This window comes from Vibrio litoralis DSM 17657, assembly GCF_000426765.1.
GTDB classification, from domain to species: Bacteria; Pseudomonadota; Gammaproteobacteria; order Enterobacterales; family Vibrionaceae; genus Vibrio; species Vibrio litoralis.
Window position 1 is genome coordinate 96020 of sequence record NZ_KE384567.1, and the last position, 19698, is coordinate 115717.

Genomic DNA, 19698 nt, shown 5'->3' on the forward strand with positions numbered 1-19698 from the left:
GCAATAAACACCTTAAGGCACACAGTTAAAAAGGTTTTGAATCATCATAATTAAATATAATCATCTAGTTCACGGTTACCATTTCACTGCTACCAAAAGGCAGGGGACCACCTGTTGGTAATACGGTGTCATAACCGTAATCATAGCCAAACGCTACACCGTTATACATGCCAGGGCTGGTATAACCATACGAAAAACCATAGCCATAAATCACTAAATAATCGCCTGTTACCCAAGCCTCAATTACGCCATCTTGTGTAACGGTCAAAGGAGCAAAATAAGAAGCGATAAAAGCCGACTCTGTGACATCTTGACTGGTACCATCTGCAAATGTTGCGGTAATCGTGATTTTTCCTTTTTCACCAACTGATAATTGAGTTGGCTCTACTGACGCATTTAACTCCTGTGGAGCAACATCTTTAACGGTAATATTACTCTCTGAACTATGACCACGAAATGTTGCGCTTACCTTGACACCATTTGTGTTATTAGGCATTTCATTAGTCTTTACTTTACCTGAACCATTGACTGACACCGCATCAGATTCTCCAGTTATCCAACTCGCTTCACTGGTAATATCGCGGGTTGTGCCGTCACTATAAGTAGCAATTGTAGTCAATTGACCATAAGTCCCTTTAGCTAATGACAGACTGGTTGGTTCAACAGAAATGCTTTCAAGTGCGATATCTGCCACTATCATTTCTACTGGTGCAGACGTAATACCACCAAAACTGGCAACCAATGATGTTACTCCCGCCGAATTTGCATACAATCGATTATCTTCCGTGATATCAATAATACTTTGATCACTTGCGGATAACGTTAGTAGTTGCTGTGAGGAAATATCTTTCGTTGTGCCATCACTGTAGCTTGCCAAAACTTGAATACTTTCTGTCGTACCTTGAATTAAGTTATTAGCCGATGGTTCTATCGTTATATTCTCAAGGGCGGCACCGCTAATTTGCAACATGGCAAAGCCCGAGCTAGTCTCGCGATCGAAAGTTATTTCAACCGGAGTAGCCGTTGCGTTCAGTACTGTTGCAACACCCGTTAAACGGTCAATACTGACCACACTAGGATCAGAAGAACTCCACCCCCAATCGGAGTAATAAGGGTCATCACCTGAAACTTGAGTCACATCCGTTGAGCTTACAAACCCTTGCATTACCAACAAGGCGGTTGCGGTAAACTGCTGCACAGAATCTTTCTCCATAGTTATCACCGTTGGAGTCACATTAATGGCTTCAACTGCAGAGCCAAAAACGGTCAGCTGTGCTGTATCTTGCATACCGTTAAAAGTCGCGGTGATTGTCGTGTCATTATCTAAATCATCATCGCCATCAAACTCATTACAAAACACCACACCATTAGTATCCACAGTAACAAAAATTGGATCTGAGCCAACAGGAGGTTCAGGGTTATTAAGCGTGGTTTCAGAAGTTGTCCATATCACTTGATCGGTAATATCTTCGGTAGTGCCATCTGAATACTGAGCGGTTGCGGTCAGTTGCTTCTTAACTGAAGCTGGCAACAAAAATTTTTTCGGAGATACCGTAATTGAGGTTAATGTTGGCCCGGTAATTGTTACCAATACTTCTGATGACTGCGTCACACCGTCTTCTGTTAAAGTCGCTCTAATAAAAGTACTACCGGCGGCAATGGTGGTCGCTAAACCGGAATTTACTACGCTAATTAAATCTGTATTGCCACTCTTCCATGTAACAGCATCGGTAACCACTGCTGAACTATCATCAGAATACGAAGCGGTAGCGACAAATTGAACTTGTTCACTCGTTGCCAGAGAGTGTGTAGTCGGTAATACAGTTAAAGCAGTTAGAGTAATGCCCTCTTCCCCACCAGTATCCGTTCCCCCATTTCCATCCGTAGAACCTCCATTGTCGCCACTGCCATCGCTGTCAGTATTATCACCATTATTCTCAGTGACGCCTCCTCCGTTGCCAGAATCTACATTCTCATCAGGCCCTTCTCCGGTATCCGGCTCTACAGGCGTTTGAACCGACTGTGAGGGCATACCGCTACTGCTAGTATCACAGCCGTTAATACCCATAAAAGAAACGGTGAGAAAACACGCTAAAACAATACTCTTAATATCCATAAAAATTCCTTTTTAAGGCATGCGCAGCATAAACCCCACACTATAAAAGCAGGATATTTCTTACTCTTAAATTGAGTATAGTCAGCAAAAAATTAATTAGATTTATCTTTTTTAAGACTCCACATGCAAAAACGCCTCGCAATGAATAATTTGCGAGGCGTTTTTACAATATAAGATTAGTTACTGGAAAATTAAATAATTGGCGTTTCGGTTGCCACTCCGTGGTTTTGACCCCGATGTCTTAATAAATGATCAATTAACACAATCGCCAGCATAGCTTCGGCAATTGGGACGGCACGGATACCAACACATGGATCATGGCGACCTTTAGTAATCAATGAAGTGGATTCACCTTGACGATTAATCGTTTCACCCGGTACGGTAATACTTGAGGTTGGCTTCAATGCAATGCTAGCAACGATATCTTGCCCAGAAGAAATGCCGCCTAATATGCCACCAGCATGGTTTGATTTAAAACCTTGCGGTGTCATTTCATCACGGTGTTGACTGCCTTTTTGATTGGCAACCGCAAAGCCATCGCCAATCTCAACGCCTTTAACCGCATTAATACCCATTAAAGCATGTGCAATATCGGCATCTAAACGGTCAAAAATAGGCTCGCCTAGGCCAACCGGTACATTGGTTGCGACGACAGAAAGTTTCGCACCAATAGAATCGCCCTGCTTTTTCAAGTCACGGATTAATTCATCGAGCGCATCAACTTTATCAACATCTGGACAGAAGAATGGATTATTTTCAATTTCATCCCAATCGACTTTATCGATCGTCACATCACCCATTTGTGATAAATAAGCGCGAACTTCAATACCAAATTCTTGCTTTAGATACTTTTTCGCAATCCCGCCTGCCGCAACACGCATCGCCGTTTCACGAGCAGAAGAACGACCGCCGCCACGATAATCACGTACGCCATATTTTTGATGGTAGGTGTAGTCAGCGTGACCAGGGCGGAATTTATCCATAATTTCAGAATAATCTTTCGAACGCTGATCGGTGTTCTTAATCATCAAACCGATAGAAGTTCCGGTGGTTTGTCCTTCAAACACGCCAGCAAGGATTTCCACTTCATCAGGTTCGCGACGAGCGGTGGTATAACGCGAAGTACCTGGGCGACGACGATCGAGATCTTTTTGTAAATCTTCTTCTGAAATTTGTAACCCCGGAGGACAACCGTCAACAATACAACCTAAGGCTTTACCGTGGCTTTCACCAAATGTAGTCACTCGAAAGTGCTGACCAATACTATTCCCTGCCATGAATCCCTCTTAATCAATCTTTTGCTTTTATTTGCTATATCTTTAGATAGTGTCGTCAAGCCTTAAACTTGTAAACCCTATTTTTAAAAATAATCGCTACATTCGCCAGAAATCACCCAATAAAAATGCCAACCCCAGAAAAAGGTTGGCATTACAAAGCTCATCTATCGTTAATCAAGACTACTTTTTATAAATCGCAAATTCACTAGCATGTTCAACTAGCTGCTCACGAGTTAATAGAAATACCCCGTGACCGCCGTTTTCAAACTCTAACCAAGTAAACGGAACTTGAGGATATTGCTCCATCACATGCACCATTGAATTACCTACTTCGCAAATTAAAATACCATTGTCGGTTAGGTAGTCTGGGGCATCAGCTAAAATACGGCGCATCAGTTTCAAACCATCGCTACCGGCTGCTAAGCCTAATTCAGGCTCATGCTTAAATTCTTCCGGTAGGCTATCCATATCTTCTTGGTCAACATACGGCGGATTAGTCACGATGATGTTGTATTTGTCTTGCGGGATATCATTAAAGAGATCCGAACGCAGTGGATATACTTGCTGCTCTAGACCGTGATCATGAATGTTTTGCTCAGCAACTTCTAACGCTTCAAGTGAAATATCGACCGCATCGACTTCCGCATCTTCAAAGGCATAGGCACAAGCAATCGCAATACAACCACTACCCGTGCACAAATCCATAATGCGCGTTGGTTCTTCAGTTAACCAAGGCTGGAATTGCTGTTGAATAAGCTCACCGATTGGCGAACGTGGCACAAGTACGCGCTCATCCACATAAAACTCAAGACCACAGAACCATGCTTTGTTAGTTAAGTATGCCGTTGGCGTGCGTTCGTTAATACGCTGAATAACACGCTCAACAATGCGCATACGCTCGCTGGTAATTAAACGAGAGTTCAATACATGCGGTGGAACATCAATTGGCAAATATAAAGTTGGAAGAATTAATTGCACAGCCTCATCCCAAGAGTTATCTGTGCCATGACCATAAAACAGTCCTGCCGCATTGAATCGACTCACTGTCCAACGAATCATGTCTTGAAGGGTATGCAGTTCTGATACCGCTTCATCTATAAAAATTTTATCCAAGAGTGCCTCCGCATGGCTCTTAACTTATCGTGATTAAGATAGCTTTTGCTTTCACTTTTGATCCATTCGCATCAAAAGTGAAGCTCGCATCTTAGTTAAGCTTAAGGTTACAATACCGCCCCTTACAGTAAAGGACTTGTCATGAGCGAAAAAGACACCAACATTGATGATGATTTTGCGCTATTTCAACAAGAAATGAAGGGCGTAAAAAAGTTGTCACAGGATACCATAATCCAACAACCGAAAAAGAACTTACAACAAAAAGAAATTCGCCGAACGTTCCGTGAAGCGAAAGATAATGAGTTTTATTTTTCTGATGAGTTCGTACCGCTATTAAATGAAGATGGCCCGACTCGTTACGCTCGTGATGATGTGTCTAAATATGAATTGAAACGCTTACGCCGCGGTGTGTATGTGCCTGATGTGTTTTTAGATTTACACGGCATGACGCAAATGGAAGCCAAGCGTGAACTCGGTGCGATGATTGCCCACTGTGTGAAGGAAGGGATTGATTGTGCTAGTGTGATGCACGGCATTGGTAAGCACATCTTAAAACAAAAAGTCCCACTATGGCTGGCGCAGCATCCTGATGTAATGGCTTACCACCAAGCACCATTAGAGTTTGGCGGCAATGGGGCATTATTAGTATTGCTCAGTGTTCCGGAGAAATAACAAAGGAGACACATTGGCCTCCTTGATTAAAGTATTTAATTCACAACAACTATTAATCCACTAAAACTATGGCTGAGCTTGCCATAACAACTGCCCTTTACGTGTATCGACATCAAAATCAATACAAGCCATGCCCGAAGTAGGAAACATTGGGGGCGGAATGTCAGTGACAAAATCTGCGGTTAAATACCCGACTAGAGGTAGATGAGAAACCAGCAAGATATTTTGCAAGAATTGCGTTTCCGCTAAAGCACACACGTACTCCACGACAGATTCAGAATCTCCATACGGCGTAATATCCGCGCAATCTTCTACCTTTTCCGCTTTCAATAAAGGCTCAATGGTTTGCCATGTTTGTTGAGCACGTAAATATGGGCTAACCAACACCAGATCAAATTCATCATGACCCTGCTCTTTGCAATACTGCGCCATTTGATAAGAGCCATCTCGCCCCATTGAACTCAATGGACGCTCAGCATCCGATGCCGCAAAAGTTTCCGCATCACCGTGGCGCATAATAAAAATTTGCATACTCAATCCTACATAACAACTTAAATATTGATCGAACTAGGTAGACTTTAGTATAACAACTCCAAGGTAGATGTTATCTAAAATCGTAATGTTAAGACAAAAAAATTGTAGAAATGGTCACTTGACCACAATAATCGAGACTATTATTTGATTTCATCTTAATAACTCGCATAAATCGTTTGCAGCCAAACGGCTAGGCGTCATACTTGATATTATAAATAAGAGCTTAAAAGCGTTATTAAATTTTCTATACTCAAAGTCATCTATCAAAGTTGCAGTTTCACGCACTAAGTCTTCTAACGCCTCATCGTTATTAGTGCTCTAAACGGCTCATCTCAAGGAGTGTATCGTGCACATCAGTCCAAACGATCAAAAACAATATCGCCATATTACACTCAACAACCAATTACGCGTCTTACTCGTTCACGATGAACATGCGCAAAAATCTGCTGCGGCTCTAGCCGTCAACGTTGGCCATTTCGATGATCCTTACCATCGTGAAGGCTTAGCCCATTATTTAGAACACATGCTGTTTCTAGGGACAGAAAAGTACCCTGCCATCGGTGAGTTTCAAGCCTTTATCAGTCAAAACGGTGGTAAAAATAACGCATGGACAGGCACTGAACACACCTGTTTCTTTTTTGATGTGGTTCCCGAAGCCTACCCAGAAGCACTCGATCGCTTCAGTCAGTTTTTTATCGCCCCTCTTTTCAATCAAGAAGCCTTAGAGAAAGAGCGTCAAGCCGTCGAATCCGAGTTTCGCTTAAAACTTAAAGACGACATGAGACGCTTATATCAAGTGCATAAAGAAGTAGTGAATCCTGAGCATCCATTCGCTAAGTTTTCGGTCGGTAATGTCGAAACACTGAGTGATTTATTTGATGAGGACGGCGAACCAACAACCTCCATTCGCGATGAAATTATCGACTTTTACCGCCAGCAATACTCGGCGGACTTAATGACCGTCACTTTAGTTGGTCCTCACTCTCTCGATCAATTAGAAGAAGCGGCGCACAACTACTTTGCTCCTATAATTAATAACCAACACGCAGGCAAAAGCATAAATATCCCACTGGTTCGTGAACAAGATGCTGCTAAGTTTGTTTGTGTCGAGCCAGAAAAAGACTCTCGTAAATTAATGATGACGTTTAACTTTCCAAGTATGGACAAGTTTTACCAATCTAAGCCTTTATCGTATTTTGCCCATTTACTGGGTGATGAAAGCGAAGGTAGCCTACTTCAGCACCTTAAAACTAAAGAACTCATTACCTCACTGACTGCTGGTGGTGGTATCAGTGGCAGTAATTTCCGAGAGTTCTCGATCAGTTGCAGTCTCACCAAACAAGGGCTAACTGAAATTGAATATATCGTTCAGCGTATCTTTGAGTTTATTGAATTAATTCGCCAACAAGGGCTTGCTGAATGGCGCTATAGCGAAAAACAAGCGGTACTGGAATCTGCCTTCCGTTTCCAAGAAGCATCGCGTCCTATTGATATTGCCAGTCACCTAGTTATCAACTTACAAAACTACCAACCTGATGATGTGATCTATGGCGACTACATGATGAGTCATTACGATGAAGATCATCTACGTCAGCTATTACGCCATTTTACCCCCTACAATATGCGCGTTATGTTGATCGCAAAAGGTTTGCAATACGACCGCCAAGCGAAATGGTACAACACACCTTATTCGATTCGCTCGATTGCTCAACATGAACTTGACGCTTGGACACAACCTGAGATCACAGGTGAGCTTAAACTTCCGGAGCCCAATCCATATATTTGTTATGAGCTTGACCCTGCGCCGTTAGAAAATGAATCCACCCTACCCGAGCTCATAGAAGATAAACCGGGCTTTCGTTTGTGGCATCAACAAGAGCCCGAGTTTCGTGTGCCAAAAGGGTTGGCCTTTATCGCAATTGATAGCCCACATGCCGTTTCAACAGCGCGAACCATAGTCAAAACTCGCTTGTGTGTTGAGATGTTTCTCGACTCACTGGCGAAAGAAACCTACCAAGCTGAAATTGCTGGTATGGGTTACAACCTCTATGCACACCAAGGCGGCGTGACATTGATGTTGTCTGGTTTTACGCAAAAACAAGCTCAATTACTGGATGTGATTATTGAGCGCTTTGCGTCACGCGAATTTAGCCAATCACGTTTTGATTCCATCAAACGACAAATGCTGCGTAACTGGAAAAATACCGCTAAAGATCGCCCGGTTTCTCAGCTATTTAATGCGATGACCGGCATTTTGCAACCAAACAATCCCCCCTACCCAGTACTGATTGAAGCGTTGGAATCGATTGAAGTGGACGAACTGCCTTCTTTTGTCAGTGCGATGTTGGCTGAATTGCATATTGAAATGTTTGTCTATGGCGATTGGACTAGACAAGCCGCGACCGATTTGGCCACTAGCTTGAAATCAGCGTTACATGTTAAAGACCAACAATACGAGGAATCTCTGCGGCCACTAGTGATGCTAGGTGATAGCGGAACCTTCCAGCGAGAAATACATTGTGACCAAGCAGATTCAGCCTTGGTGGTGTACTACCAATCACCAGAAATATCACCTGAAAATGTTGCGCTATATACGCTCGCCAACCATTTAATGTCTGCCGGATTCTTCCATGAGATTCGCACTAAGCAACAACTCGGCTATATGGTGGGCACAGGTAACATGCCACTTAATCGCCACCCCGGTTTGGCGTTGTATGTACAATCACCCAATGCCGCGCCTAGTGAGTTAGTTGCCTCTGTCGATGAATTCTTAAATGCCTTTTATATGGTGTTGCTAGAACTCAACGAACAACAATGGCAAAACAGTAAGCAAGGTTTGCTCAATCAAATCATGTCGCCAGACAGTAATCTACGTGCTCGTGGTCAACGTCTATGGGTTGCGATAGGTAACAAAGATTATGAGTTTAATAACCGAGAAACGGTAGTCGAAGAAATTTTGAAACTAGACCGAAGCGAAATGATCCGGTTTGTCGTCAATACCTTAAAACCAAGAACTGCCAACCGCTTAATCATGCATTCAAAAGGCACCGAACATGCTGATGCTCCCGATTTAGAGGCCGGCTTAGAAATTGGCTCTATTGATGAGTTTCAGTTACGACCAAAAGATGTCGATCTAGGTTAAGCCACGAAATAGTAAAAAAGCTTTGCACTCAACATGCAAAGCTTTTTGTTTATTATCACCATTCAAATTTATACCCAAAGTAATTGGAGTTGCAGTGAGGCGACAAGTGAAAGAGGCCCCATGAGCATAGCTCGCCTATGTGATTGGGGCGAAAGAACGCCGTCAACAAAGCTGCAGCTTCAAGTACGAAGGGTATAGACTATGGGTAGAACTTATCTCCGGTTCCGGCGCGAGTTAACAACCCATCACACGGCGCAAAACGACTGCCGTATTTCTCAGCATACTCGTTCATGATGTCGACTAATTTCACTGCGCCGATTTGATCAATATAACGGAATGGGCCACCTAGGAATGGAGGGAAACCAATACCGAAAATGGCACCAATATCCCCATCTCTCGGGCTAGCAATAATGCCATCATCCAATGCTCGAACCGCTTCATTGATCATTAGAAGAACGCAGCGCATGGCAACCACTTCTTCATTAAGAATCGACTCAGGAGTCAGTTTAAGTAAGCGATAAACCGATTTATCGACTTCTTTCTTCTTACCTTTATAAGTGTAAAAACCTTTGCCGCTCTTACGGCCTTTACGACCATCTTTTAGCAAGATATCAAACACATCTGGCGCTTTAAAACGCTCGCCAAGTTCTTCAACTAAAATTGGAGTGATTTTAGCCCCAATATCAACCCCGACTTCATCCAGCAGCGCAATTGGCCCAACAGGGAAACCAAAATTGAGTAATGACTCGTCAATATGCTCAATCGGCTCACCAGACAGGAGAATTTTTGCCGCTTCATTCATGTAAGGCGCTAAAATACGGTTCACATAGAAACCCGCTTTATCTTTAACTACGATCGGTGTTTTACCTTGCTTACGAGCAAATTTCACCGTGGTTGCAATCACTTCCTCAGAAGTACCTTGATGTGGGATCACTTCCACTAATGGCATTTTATCTACTGGGCTGAAGTAATGCAGACCAATCACATTCTCAGGTTTTGCTGCACCTTGAGCAATTTTACTAATCGGTAATGAGGAAGTATTGGTAGCAAAGATAACGCCTTTTTTGGCCTGAGCTTCAATATCACGCACCATGCTTTGTTTTAGTGACAAGTCTTCAAACACCGCCTCAATCACCATGTCTTTTTGGCTAAAACCGGTAAAGTCCGTACCGCCAGAAATCGACTGCATCTGCTTTTGTAATTGAGCCTTGCTAATGGCGCGACGTTTCAGCAACTTGGTTAACAAGTTATAGCTGTAGTTCATAGCATGTAACACGCCATCATTCGATACATCTTTAAAGCGTACTGGCACGTTTGCTTTAGTAGCCGAAACATAACCAATGCCTGCGCCCATCAAGCCACCGCCAAGAACGCCAACACCTTGAACATTTTTAGGTTGTGCAGAACTACCAAAATCTTTTTTCATTTCAGTAGTAGCAAAGAAAATCGAACGTAAAGCACGAGATTCAGAAGTCATAACCAACTTACCAAACTCTTGAGCTTCTTTAGCAAGTCCTTCTTTAATGCCTTTCTCAAGACCATATTGAATCACTTGTAAAATAGCTTTAATCGCCGGGTAGTTGCCACGGCTCTTTTGATTGGCTTTTTTCGCGGCTTGTTCAAAAATCACTTTACGACCAAACCCCGTATTGGCCATTAATGATTCTTTGATATCTTTCTTAGCTTTACGCTTGGATTTACTAATAAACTGTTGGGCTGCTTGCAATAAGATAGATTGCGGCACGCACGCGTCCGCTAAACCTAATTTTAATGCTTTCTTCGCACGTAGTTGCTTACCAGTTAAAATCATATCTAGGCTATCAAGCAAACCCACAAGACGAGGTAAACGTTGAGTACCGCCCGATCCTGGTAACAAACCTAATTGAACTTCAGGTAGACCTAAACGCGTTGCATCGCTATCACTACAAACGCGATAGTCACAAGCAAGTGCTAACTCTAAGCCGCCCCCTAAACAAGGACCATGAATCGCTGCCACAACGGTAAAAGGTAGTGATGAAAGACGATTAAACATCTCTTGCCCTTGAGTGGCTAAGCTTTCCGCTTCTTGCGCAGATTGGCAAGCATCCAGCATGCGAACATCGGCACCAGCAATAAAGTTATCCGGCTTTAAGGAATGAACGATCATGCCCTTAATGTCTGATTTTTTCTGCTCTAATTGCTCAAAAATCGCCTGCATTTGTTCAGCAAATTCGGCCTGCAGAGTATTCATTTTTTCATTAGGTACATCCACCGCAAGCCAAGCAACTTGGTTGTCATCCACGGTTAAGGTAAACGCATTATTGGTTGAAGCATGCTCTGCTGAAAGTTGATTATCCATTGTCATTATTCCGCTCCTTCCATCTGTGCTTCATCTTTATCAGTTTCTAATTTATCAACTTCTAGAATGACAGCTGCCCCTAATCCGCCGGCCGCACATGCAGTGGTTAATGCTAAGCCGCCACCTCGACGTTTTAATTCACGTAAGGTTTGAGTCATTAAACGTGCGCCAGTTGCAGCAAATGGATGTCCGTAGGCTAATGAGCCGCCAAGCACATTAAACTTCTCCATATCAATCACGCCAATGGCTTTATCTCGGCCAAGCTTTTCTTTGGCAAAGGTTTCTGAGGCAAACATTTTCACATTGGCAAGGGTTTGAGCAGCAAAGGCTTCATGCATCTCAATCAAGTCAAGATCATCTAGCTCAATTCCAGCTCTATCAAGCGCAATAGGAGTGGCATAAGATGGTCCCATTAACATGTCTTCTTCTACTTGAATCGCGGAGAAAGCATAAGAACGAATATAGCCAAGCACTTCTAAGCCAAGTTCTTTCGCCTTACTTTCGCTCATCATCAATACTGCCGCGGCACCATCGGTTAACGGTGTACTGGTTGCTGCCGTCACGCTACCAAAATTACGGTCAAAGGCTGGGCGAAGTTTGGCATATTGCTCAATCTGTGAATCTTGACGAATATTGTTATCTTGATGAATCCACTCTTTATAAGGTTCAGGATAAGCCGTCATTACTTCATCTTGGATTAAACCATCCTCCCACGCTTGCGCAGCGAGAGTATGAGAACGGTGCGCTAACGCGTCTTGTTCTTCACGAGCGATTTGGTGAGATTTCGCCATCTGTTCTGCCGTTTGTCCCATAGATAATCCGGTTGAGTACTCGGCAACCGCAGGTGGCACTGGCATGAGATCTTTGAAAGATAACTTACGTAAAATAGATAATTTTTGAGGCAGTGTTTTTGCTTTGCTAAGTTCTAATAAGCCTTGAGCAAGCGATTTAGACACACCAATAGGAAGAACGGATGAAGAATCTGCCCCACCAGCAATCCCGATTTCAATATTGCCTGCCATAATGCTTTCCGCGACATTAACTGCAGATTGAAAGCTAGTCGCACAAGCACGCGTCACACTGTAGGCATCGGTTGAGACATTCATGCCAGTGCCAAGCACAATTTCACGAGCGATATTTGGTGCAGCTGGCATTTGCACTACCTGACCAAATACCACTTGGTCGACAAGTTTAGGGTCGATTTGAGTTCTTGCGAGCAATTCACTTACCACCATCTTTCCAAGGTCGACCGCTGGCACTTCTTTAAAAGCCGTACCTTGACGTGCAAATGGTGTTCTAAGACCAGAGACAATCGCAATACGCTCACCATTGCGGGTTTTCACTTCCTGCTGACTCATATTCTTTCCTTTATTCATTTAAATACCGTCACTGTCGATTAAACCTACAGTGGAGTGACTCAAAGAGGTCTGACCTCTGATTGTATACAAAGCAATTTGAACTTAAAACCAAGGGACTAGTCTTTATTAGGTTGTAAATGAAAAGTTGTGACCTAAACAACTTGAGAAACTTAAACCACCGAATTTATATTTGATTTCTAATTCTCACAAATGACAAAATTAACACTAACTTTACAAACATCACAATTAGCGCTTCATTTCCCCTGAAAGTATTCACACTATAAACAAGCCTTTATTGGTTAGTAAATCATTCTATTAATAGCTAGCCCATTTTCTTTATCAGTAATATTCAAAAACTAGCTCAAGTAATTGAATTTGTAGTTTAACTTACTACTGTCTATACAGTATGGAAGTTAATTCAAAAATAAAAAGAGAACCATGAGGGATAAACATGGCAGTTTCTAAATTATTTGGAAAGAAAAAATCCTCTGATACGGTCAATAAGGATATGAATAAACAAAAACGTTATGAGTCCCTCGTAAGGGCATACCATCGCGATTTATATCGTTATGCGTATTGGTTATGTAAAGACCAACATATTGCCGAAGATCTGGTGCAAGAGACTTGCCTGCGCGCTTGGAAAGCTATCGATAGTCTGAAAGATGAGAAAGCTGCAAAGTCATGGTTAATTACCATATTACGCCGTGAGAATGCGAGGCGCTTTGAACGTAAACAATTCGATTTAGTCGATATTGATGAACCAGGTAATAGCGGAAAAACTGATGATAATGAACATCATCAGCAAAAATGGTTACAGAAGCAAATCATGAATTTAGATATTGAATATCGCGAACCATTATTCTTGCAAGTGATTGGAGGATTAACTGGTGATGAAATTAGCCAGATCCTTGATCTCAATAAAAACACCGTGATGACTCGTTTATTCCGAGCTCGTAATCAAATCAAAGAGCAACTTGATGCATCCTCACCATCTCAGGGGGCCAACCATGGATGATTTAGAATTAAGACGTCGTTTACTCTCTGATCCGAATGATAAGAGTGATGATATTTTGGTTGAACTCCGTACTAACCCGAAAAATAAAAATTATGCCGAAAGCCTGCAACAACTTGATAAGAAAATAGAACAAGCACTAACCGTTGATGTACCTGATGACTTAGCCGATAAAATTCTTTTTCAGCATAATGCATCAGACCAACCTCACATCAGTTTTTCTCGTAAAGCGTTTGCTCTGGCCGCATCAATCATTTTTACCTTTGGTTTACTCGTAGGACAGATTAACTGGGGCAATTTTCTGGTGGAACCGGCACACGCAAGTTTAGATAGTATGGCAATACACCATATAAAAGAAGAAGAACCATTTATTGTTGGTGTTAATGAAGGAAATGGTGCGCAAGAAATTAACGCTAAACTGAGTGCGTATTCTTATAAGTTAAATGGTGATTTCCCCTACCATATTTATTATTTGAATCACTGCGGATTTAGTCACGATCATCATGCTTTACATATGGTATTTCAAGGAAAACAAGGCCGCGTGACTGCTTTCATTTCCAATATTGAAGCAAAACAAACCAGTCAGTTTACCCAGGGTAATATGCAAGGTGAAATCATACCGCTTACTCAAGGTAGTTTAGTGTTGGTGGGAGAAAAAGGTGAAAATATTGCCGCCTTATCGCAAAAGATCACCCCAATGCTTAATTTCGACCAATAAAATTTAATAAAAAACCACTCTCGATAATAGAGCAACTACTGTCTCACTAGGTAGATGAGTAGTTGCTATTATCGAAAACACACCAATCAATACAAATCAACAACTTACAACAAACCCCCAGTCAAACTCATTCATACGACAAATATTACCCACCAAAAACACCATCACTACAAGATAAAAACACCAAACCCATTAACACGAAAATACATAGTAATTCGCCGACAATGGCGTCACATTAACTACTTTTAACAGATTTTAGTCAATGGTCGGATATGTTAACCGGCACTTAGCTACCATAATGCGCCTCCTCGATACCCAAGTGACCTCAAGATACAAGGTTCAGCAAGAATAAAACAAGCTTTAGGCAAGGCAGATTGAATATGATCATAGTCACTCTATCTCTATTCAATTTAACGCAGCATAAAGCTTGTTTTAACTTGCCCTTCGGGAGCTTCATTCAAGCCTTTATACTGCGTCAGATTGGTTTGAAAGGTGTTTACATTCCTTCGCCAATCTTCCTTGCCTAAAGGCTTGGATGATAGCTCTGAATTCTGCATCTTGAGGTCACTTGGGTATAAGCTCCACCCCATTTTCAAGCGCAACACGAAAATAAAACAAACCATAAAGTAGGTATTATCCAATGAAAAAGTTGAATGTGTTCACCACATCCACTCTTGCAAGCGCCTTATTAATTGCATCGCCATCTGTTTTTGCTGCAGGCTTTCAAATTGCTGCTCAGTCTGCAACAGGTGTTGGTCGCGCATACGCTGGTGACGGTATCATTGCTGATAATGCCTCTGTAATGGCAATTAACCCAGCTGCCATGGCGTTGTTTGATAAAACTTCATTTACCATGGGTGCTTCAGGTATTCGACCTAATATCTCAGTCAAAGATGGTAACTATCAGAGTAAAGTGAATAGCAATGGTGGTGATGTTAGTTATGATGATGCTGGTGCATGGGCAGTTGCTCCTAACATGTTTTTAATTATGCCGCTGAATGATAAATGGGCGGTAGGTGCAGGCATGTATTCTAACTTTGGTACTGCATCTGAATTTGATTCTTCTTTTCCGGGAGAGTACGGCGGTAAATCAAGCATTATTAGTGCTGAACTGGCATTAGCTGCTTCTTATCGTCTAAATGATCAATGGAGCTTTGGTGCTGGTTTAGACATTATCTATGGTCATGGTGAATTTTTTCGTAGCTTAGCGGTACAAGGTTCCCCCACTCTAAGTATTACTCCTTCACTCAAAGGCAATAACTTGCAAAAAGCATGTGCTGCTGTAAATAGCCGCCAAAATGGTAAAAATCCAGGTAGTTGGAATAACTGTGAACATCAATTTGGCATCGATGCTGAGCCTAGCTTAGACGTAGATGCCGTTGGCGCAGGTCTTGGTTGGAACGTCGGTACCACGTACGAGCTAAACGACAACAACCGCTGGGGTATCTCTTATCACGCTAGCCCTGAAATTCACGCTAAAGGCAAAATCGATGGCCCAGGCGGGATCACTCTTGCCGATGAAATCGTAGTGCCTCTACCAGATTTTGCACAGATCTCTGGTTACAACCGCTTTGAAGGTACCAAATTTGCTATCAGCTACACTGTTCAGTGGACAGACTGGAGCAAGTTTGATGAATTATCGACTGCTGGACCTGATATCTCACTACAAAAATTTGAGTGGAAAGATACTTGGAGCTACGCGATTGGTGGTACTTACTACCTAAACGACAAGTGGACACTACGTGCCGGTTACATGTTTGACCAGGGTGCACAAGATGCGGTGACCACCATTGCTGTACCTGATTCAAACCGTAACTGGTTATCTGCAGGCTTCTCTTATGCACCAACTAAAGACTCCACTATCGACTTTGGCTTTACTTACTTGTTAGGCGTTGATGTTGATACCCATGAAGAGCACTCTGGCATTTCAAGCATTGATGCGACTACGCACACTGATGCGATCATCACCGGAGTTCAATACAGCAAAACCTTCTAATTCGAATTTCGACTCAAAAAAACCAAGCCTTACTGCAAATATGTAGTAAGGCTTTTTTGTTTAGTTGCTCATTTGAATTTGTCTTGAGACAGATATTTTCTTGAAATAGCTAGTAATCGTGCCCTAGGTACTCTTCTAATAGGTCTTCATCTAGAGCAGGTTCAGGCTGTTTGGTGATTTCAGCTTTAAAGTCTTGATGTTGTATATAAATACTTTTACTGAGCTGATAAGGATCGGGGGAATTGCGCAACTGCCCTTCTTGGCTTATCAATTCATAGCGCGACTCTAATCCCTGAAATGCCCACTTGCCAGCCTTTTGCCAGAAGGTTAACCAGTTTAAAGGAATATACAAGCCATCCATGGTATCGGCAGCATCACGTACAGTAACAGGACCGTACGCGGGCAGCATCAGATAAGCCCCATTACCAACCCCATAATGCCCCACCACATCGCCAAACTCTCGGCTGGTACTGGATATATTGGCCATCGATGCCACATCGATAAGTCCTAGTAGGCCAATCGTGCTATTAATCCAAAAGCGGCTAAAATTCTCTACCGCTTGATCGCCATTGCCCATCAGCAAGTTATTCACTGCATTGGCTGGCTCATCGAGATTATTTAGAAAATTATTCAGTCCAGTATGTATCGGCCATGGTGCCCATTCCATATAGGCAATAGAAAGGGGCCTAACAATATAAGGATCTAAAACGTCATAGTTAAAGTCCCACATCAGCCGATTGAAGCCTTCAAAGAAGTCGCCATCATCATGATCTGACATCGATTTATTAGAGGAAGCAACGGTTTTATTTTGAGTAATGGAGGCTTTTTCTTCAGGCGTAGAGCTACAGCCTAGCATCAGAGTTGATGAGAGGAAGATAAGCGAAAATGAATAATTGGTTTTTATATAACCCAAGCCACTACATCCTGTGTCAGCTTAAAAATTGATTAACTTATCCCCAAGGCAATTAGAGTTGTAGGTGCCCCGTCGACAAAACGACAACTTAAAATACCAAGAGAATAAAAAAGGCAACGTAATTCAATACATTGCCTTTCTATAATTAAAGAAGAATATGCAATAACGTTAATTGTATTGCATCTTAATGTTAATTATCAATATTTCTTATCAATTGAAATCACCGCATCATCACCAAGATGAATCGGCAAACTTTCACCATGCCAGTCGCCTTCACGAGTAGCCACGTTACCATCGCTATCGATACGTGCTTTTACCATGATGTCAGACAGGCTCGATAACTTACGGCTTTCAATCATGCTGTTGCTATCATCTAAAACCACGGTCACAGGGAATTGTGAGATCGGGTAACGTGCAGCCGCAACCGGCATTGGCGCACCATCGGCCGTATGAACAGAAACAATCAACACGCCAGATTCTGGTAGCTTCACTTCTGATGATAATGAAACCGTGACCTTAACTGGTGTGCCTTGGTAGGTTTTCTGTTCAGGATGATTGATCGCATCTAACTCACGCTGAGCCGTTTTAATACTACGAGAAAGCATGTCGTAACGATCATCATCTTTACCGATTTTAGCTTGAAGCTGTTTCCAGTAGTCGATGGCTTTAGCGTAATCACCACTTTCATAGGCACTAAATGCCAGCAAGGAGTAAACGCGCAAATCGACATCAGGCTGTTTCATCAGTTGCGCTAAAATCGAATCGGCTTTTTGTAAATCAACTTGATCCGATGAGAACATTAGCGCTTGAGCTAGGCTTAATTGCACATCTTGATTATTCGGCATCAAGTTATCGGCTTTGGTCAACGCACCAATCGCGGTTTCAATATCACGATTCGCCAAACCAATACGACCAAGTAACACCCAGCCCGTCGCATCGTCCGCATTATATTGCAGGCGAGAACGTAGAGCTAAAGTCAGATCCGCCATCTCTTGTTCGGTTAATTCAACACCTTGAGGATTCATCAACTTTTGCGATAAAACGGGAAGATTATTTTCAACTTTCTTCCAGTGTGCGACCTTATTATGTGCACCATATAAGGCATACACCCCATACGAAGCCACCGCCATAAAGATCACTAAAGGTATTGCCATCCACTTAACCGCGGCAGAATCTTTCTTTTGCTGCTCAGCAACCGGAATATCATCCAATAAAGACTGCTTTAAATCTAAAACAAGATCATCTTTATTACCGACGATACCCGCCTGATCTTCAGATTCTAATTCTGTTAAACGATCACGGAAAAACGCTTTGTTTAAATCATCACGTTGTGCCGCTTCATCGACTTCTCTAGGCTTTAGTAGTGGGTATAAAACAAACGCGCAAGAGATGGCGAGTAAGATTATTGTTCCAATCCAAAATGCTATCATGAATCACTGCCCTTCTTGTCGTTTGAATCAGATTCTTCTAAAAGCTCTTTTAAACGTTGCTCTTGTTCTTTATCTAATGAGGTTGGACCTTTCACTTGAGCAGCGGTTGATTTCCTACGGCTACGTATCACAATAAAACCGAATCCAAGTAACACTATGCTTAACGGCGCAAACCACAAGACTGCCGTTGATGGTGTTAATGGTGGATTGTAGGTTACAAAATTACCGTAACGAGCCACCATGTAATCAACGATCTCTTGTTTAGACTTACCGTCTTTGGTCATTTGATACACTTTCAAACGTAGGTCTTTTGCCAATTCCGCATTGGAATCTGAAATTGAGTTATTTTGACACTTAGGACAACGCAGCGTATGGCTCAACTCTTGAAATTGCGCTTCTTGCTGTGCGTTATCAAAATCAAACACTTCAATCGCAGACATCGCGGGTACTGCAAATAACATGCATAGCAGCATTAATAGTGAAGATTTTTTCATCATTGGGCACGCTCCATCGGAATTGGTGGCAATGCTGTTTTTTGACCTTCTAGCTTGTTATACAAAGGCAGTAAGGTTTCGTTCCAATTATCAATATTCACATCACCCACGTGGCGGTACTGAATATGACCATTGGCATCAATCAAGAAAGTTTCTGGTGCGCCGTAAACCCCAAGATCTAAGCCAAACATACCACTACCATCAAATAACACGACCTGATATGGGTTACCAAGATCTCTTAACCATTTCTTGGCTTTCTCACGATCATCTTTGTAATTCAAACCAACGATTTTTACACCTTGATCTGAAAGCTTATTCAAGAACTGATGCTCGGCATAACACGTTGGGCACCAAGTCGCCCACACGTTAAGTAGCAACGGTTGGCCTTGAAATAAGCTTTGATCATAAGTTTTATTTTCTTGGAATAAATCTTCTAGCTTAAATTCAGGTACAGGCTTACCCACCAATACTGATTCTAGTTTAGTGGGATCATCACCATCAGCATTGCGAGTTAACTGCGTGGCAAAGACTACAACCAAGATGGCAAATAACGCCAAAGGTGCAAACAAGATTTTACGGTTCATG

At 42.3% G+C, this 19698-nt stretch carries 15 protein-coding genes; 5 read left to right on the forward strand and 10 right to left on the reverse strand.

Annotated features, from left to right (window positions below; translation table 11 throughout):
- Positions 1-64: 64 nt before the first annotated feature.
- The 3 genes from K358_RS0114035 to prmB all read right to left on the reverse strand — a co-directional run bounded on the left by K358_RS0114035 (position 65) and on the right by prmB (position 4506).
- The gene (locus K358_RS0114035; RefSeq protein ID WP_027697412.1) at positions 65-2116 is read right to left on the reverse strand and encodes a hypothetical protein; all 2052 of its coding nucleotides are present in this window, start codon (positions 2114-2116) and stop codon (positions 65-67) included.
- A gap of 191 nt (positions 2117-2307) precedes the next feature.
- Positions 2308-3393 (reverse strand): chorismate synthase, encoded by a 1086-nt coding sequence (gene aroC, locus K358_RS0114040; RefSeq protein WP_027697413.1) that lies wholly within the window; start codon positions 3391-3393, stop codon positions 2308-2310.
- 180 nt (positions 3394-3573) lie between these two features.
- Positions 3574-4506, reverse strand: a complete 933-nt coding sequence (prmB, locus tag K358_RS0114045) for a 50S ribosomal protein L3 N(5)-glutamine methyltransferase (protein ID WP_027697414.1) — start codon at positions 4504-4506, stop codon at positions 3574-3576.
- A gap of 141 nt (positions 4507-4647) precedes the next feature.
- On the opposite strand from prmB, the gene smrB reads away from it, so the two are divergent.
- The gene (gene smrB, locus K358_RS0114050; RefSeq protein WP_027697415.1) at positions 4648-5178 is read left to right on the forward strand and encodes an endonuclease SmrB; all 531 of its coding nucleotides are present in this window, start codon (positions 4648-4650) and stop codon (positions 5176-5178) included.
- A 66-nt stretch (positions 5179-5244) separates the two neighbouring features.
- Here smrB and sixA read toward each other — a convergent pair whose 3' ends face one another.
- Positions 5245-5709 carry a phosphohistidine phosphatase SixA gene (gene sixA, locus K358_RS0114055; RefSeq protein WP_027697416.1) on the reverse strand — a complete coding sequence of 155 codons (465 nt, stop codon included), beginning with the start codon at positions 5707-5709 and terminating at the stop codon, positions 5245-5247.
- A 349-nt stretch (positions 5710-6058) separates the two neighbouring features.
- On the opposite strand from sixA, the gene K358_RS0114060 reads away from it, so the two are divergent.
- Positions 6059-8854: an insulinase family protein gene (locus K358_RS0114060; protein WP_027697417.1), complete on the forward strand. Its 2796-nt coding sequence runs from the start codon at positions 6059-6061 to the stop codon at positions 8852-8854.
- Positions 8855-9053: 199 nt separating this feature from the next.
- Here the strand turns inward: K358_RS0114060 and fadJ are convergent, their stop codons facing one another.
- Both fadJ and fadI read right to left on the reverse strand, forming a co-directional pair.
- On the reverse strand, positions 9054-11198 hold the full coding sequence (gene fadJ, locus K358_RS0114065) for a fatty acid oxidation complex subunit alpha FadJ (protein WP_083962833.1): 2145 nt from the start codon (positions 11196-11198) through the stop codon (positions 9054-9056).
- Complete coding sequence (fadI, locus tag K358_RS0114070) at positions 11198-12550, reverse strand: acetyl-CoA C-acyltransferase FadI (RefSeq protein WP_027697419.1); 1353 nt, start codon at positions 12548-12550, stop codon at positions 11198-11200. Before fadI ends, fadJ begins: the two co-directional genes overlap by 1 nt.
- Before the next feature lie 451 nt (positions 12551-13001).
- On the opposite strand from fadI, the gene K358_RS0114075 reads away from it, so the two are divergent.
- The 3 genes from K358_RS0114075 (at position 13002) to K358_RS0114090 (ending at position 16276) form a co-directional block, all read left to right on the forward strand.
- The gene (locus K358_RS0114075) at positions 13002-13565 is read left to right on the forward strand and encodes a sigma-70 family RNA polymerase sigma factor (RefSeq protein WP_027697420.1); all 564 of its coding nucleotides are present in this window, start codon (positions 13002-13004) and stop codon (positions 13563-13565) included.
- Entirely contained in the window at positions 13558-14280 is a 723-nt protein-coding gene (locus K358_RS0114080) for a DUF3379 family protein (protein ID WP_027697421.1), read from the forward strand. The genes K358_RS0114075 and K358_RS0114080 overlap by 8 nt, the downstream gene beginning before the upstream one ends.
- A gap of 640 nt (positions 14281-14920) precedes the next feature.
- A complete protein-coding gene (locus tag K358_RS0114090) occupies positions 14921-16276 on the forward strand; it encodes an outer membrane protein transport protein (RefSeq protein ID WP_027697423.1) in 1356 nt (451 codons plus the stop codon).
- 109 nt (positions 16277-16385) lie between these two features.
- Here the strand turns inward: K358_RS0114090 and K358_RS0114095 are convergent, their stop codons facing one another.
- The 4 genes from K358_RS0114095 to K358_RS0114110 form a co-directional block, all read right to left on the reverse strand.
- Positions 16386-17132, reverse strand: a complete 747-nt coding sequence (locus K358_RS0114095) for an MlaA family lipoprotein (RefSeq protein ID WP_051241357.1) — start codon at positions 17130-17132, stop codon at positions 16386-16388.
- Positions 17133-17386: 254 nt separating this feature from the next.
- Complete coding sequence (ccmI, locus tag K358_RS0114100) at positions 17387-18619, reverse strand: c-type cytochrome biogenesis protein CcmI (RefSeq protein ID WP_027697425.1); 1233 nt, start codon at positions 18617-18619, stop codon at positions 17387-17389.
- Positions 18616-19113, reverse strand: a complete 498-nt coding sequence (locus tag K358_RS0114105) for a cytochrome c-type biogenesis protein (RefSeq protein ID WP_027697426.1) — start codon at positions 19111-19113, stop codon at positions 18616-18618. The genes ccmI and K358_RS0114105 overlap by 4 nt, the downstream gene beginning before the upstream one ends.
- The gene (locus K358_RS0114110) at positions 19113-19697 is read right to left on the reverse strand and encodes a DsbE family thiol:disulfide interchange protein (RefSeq protein WP_027697427.1); all 585 of its coding nucleotides are present in this window, start codon (positions 19695-19697) and stop codon (positions 19113-19115) included. Before K358_RS0114110 ends, K358_RS0114105 begins: the two co-directional genes overlap by 1 nt.
- Position 19698: the final 1 nt, after the last annotated feature.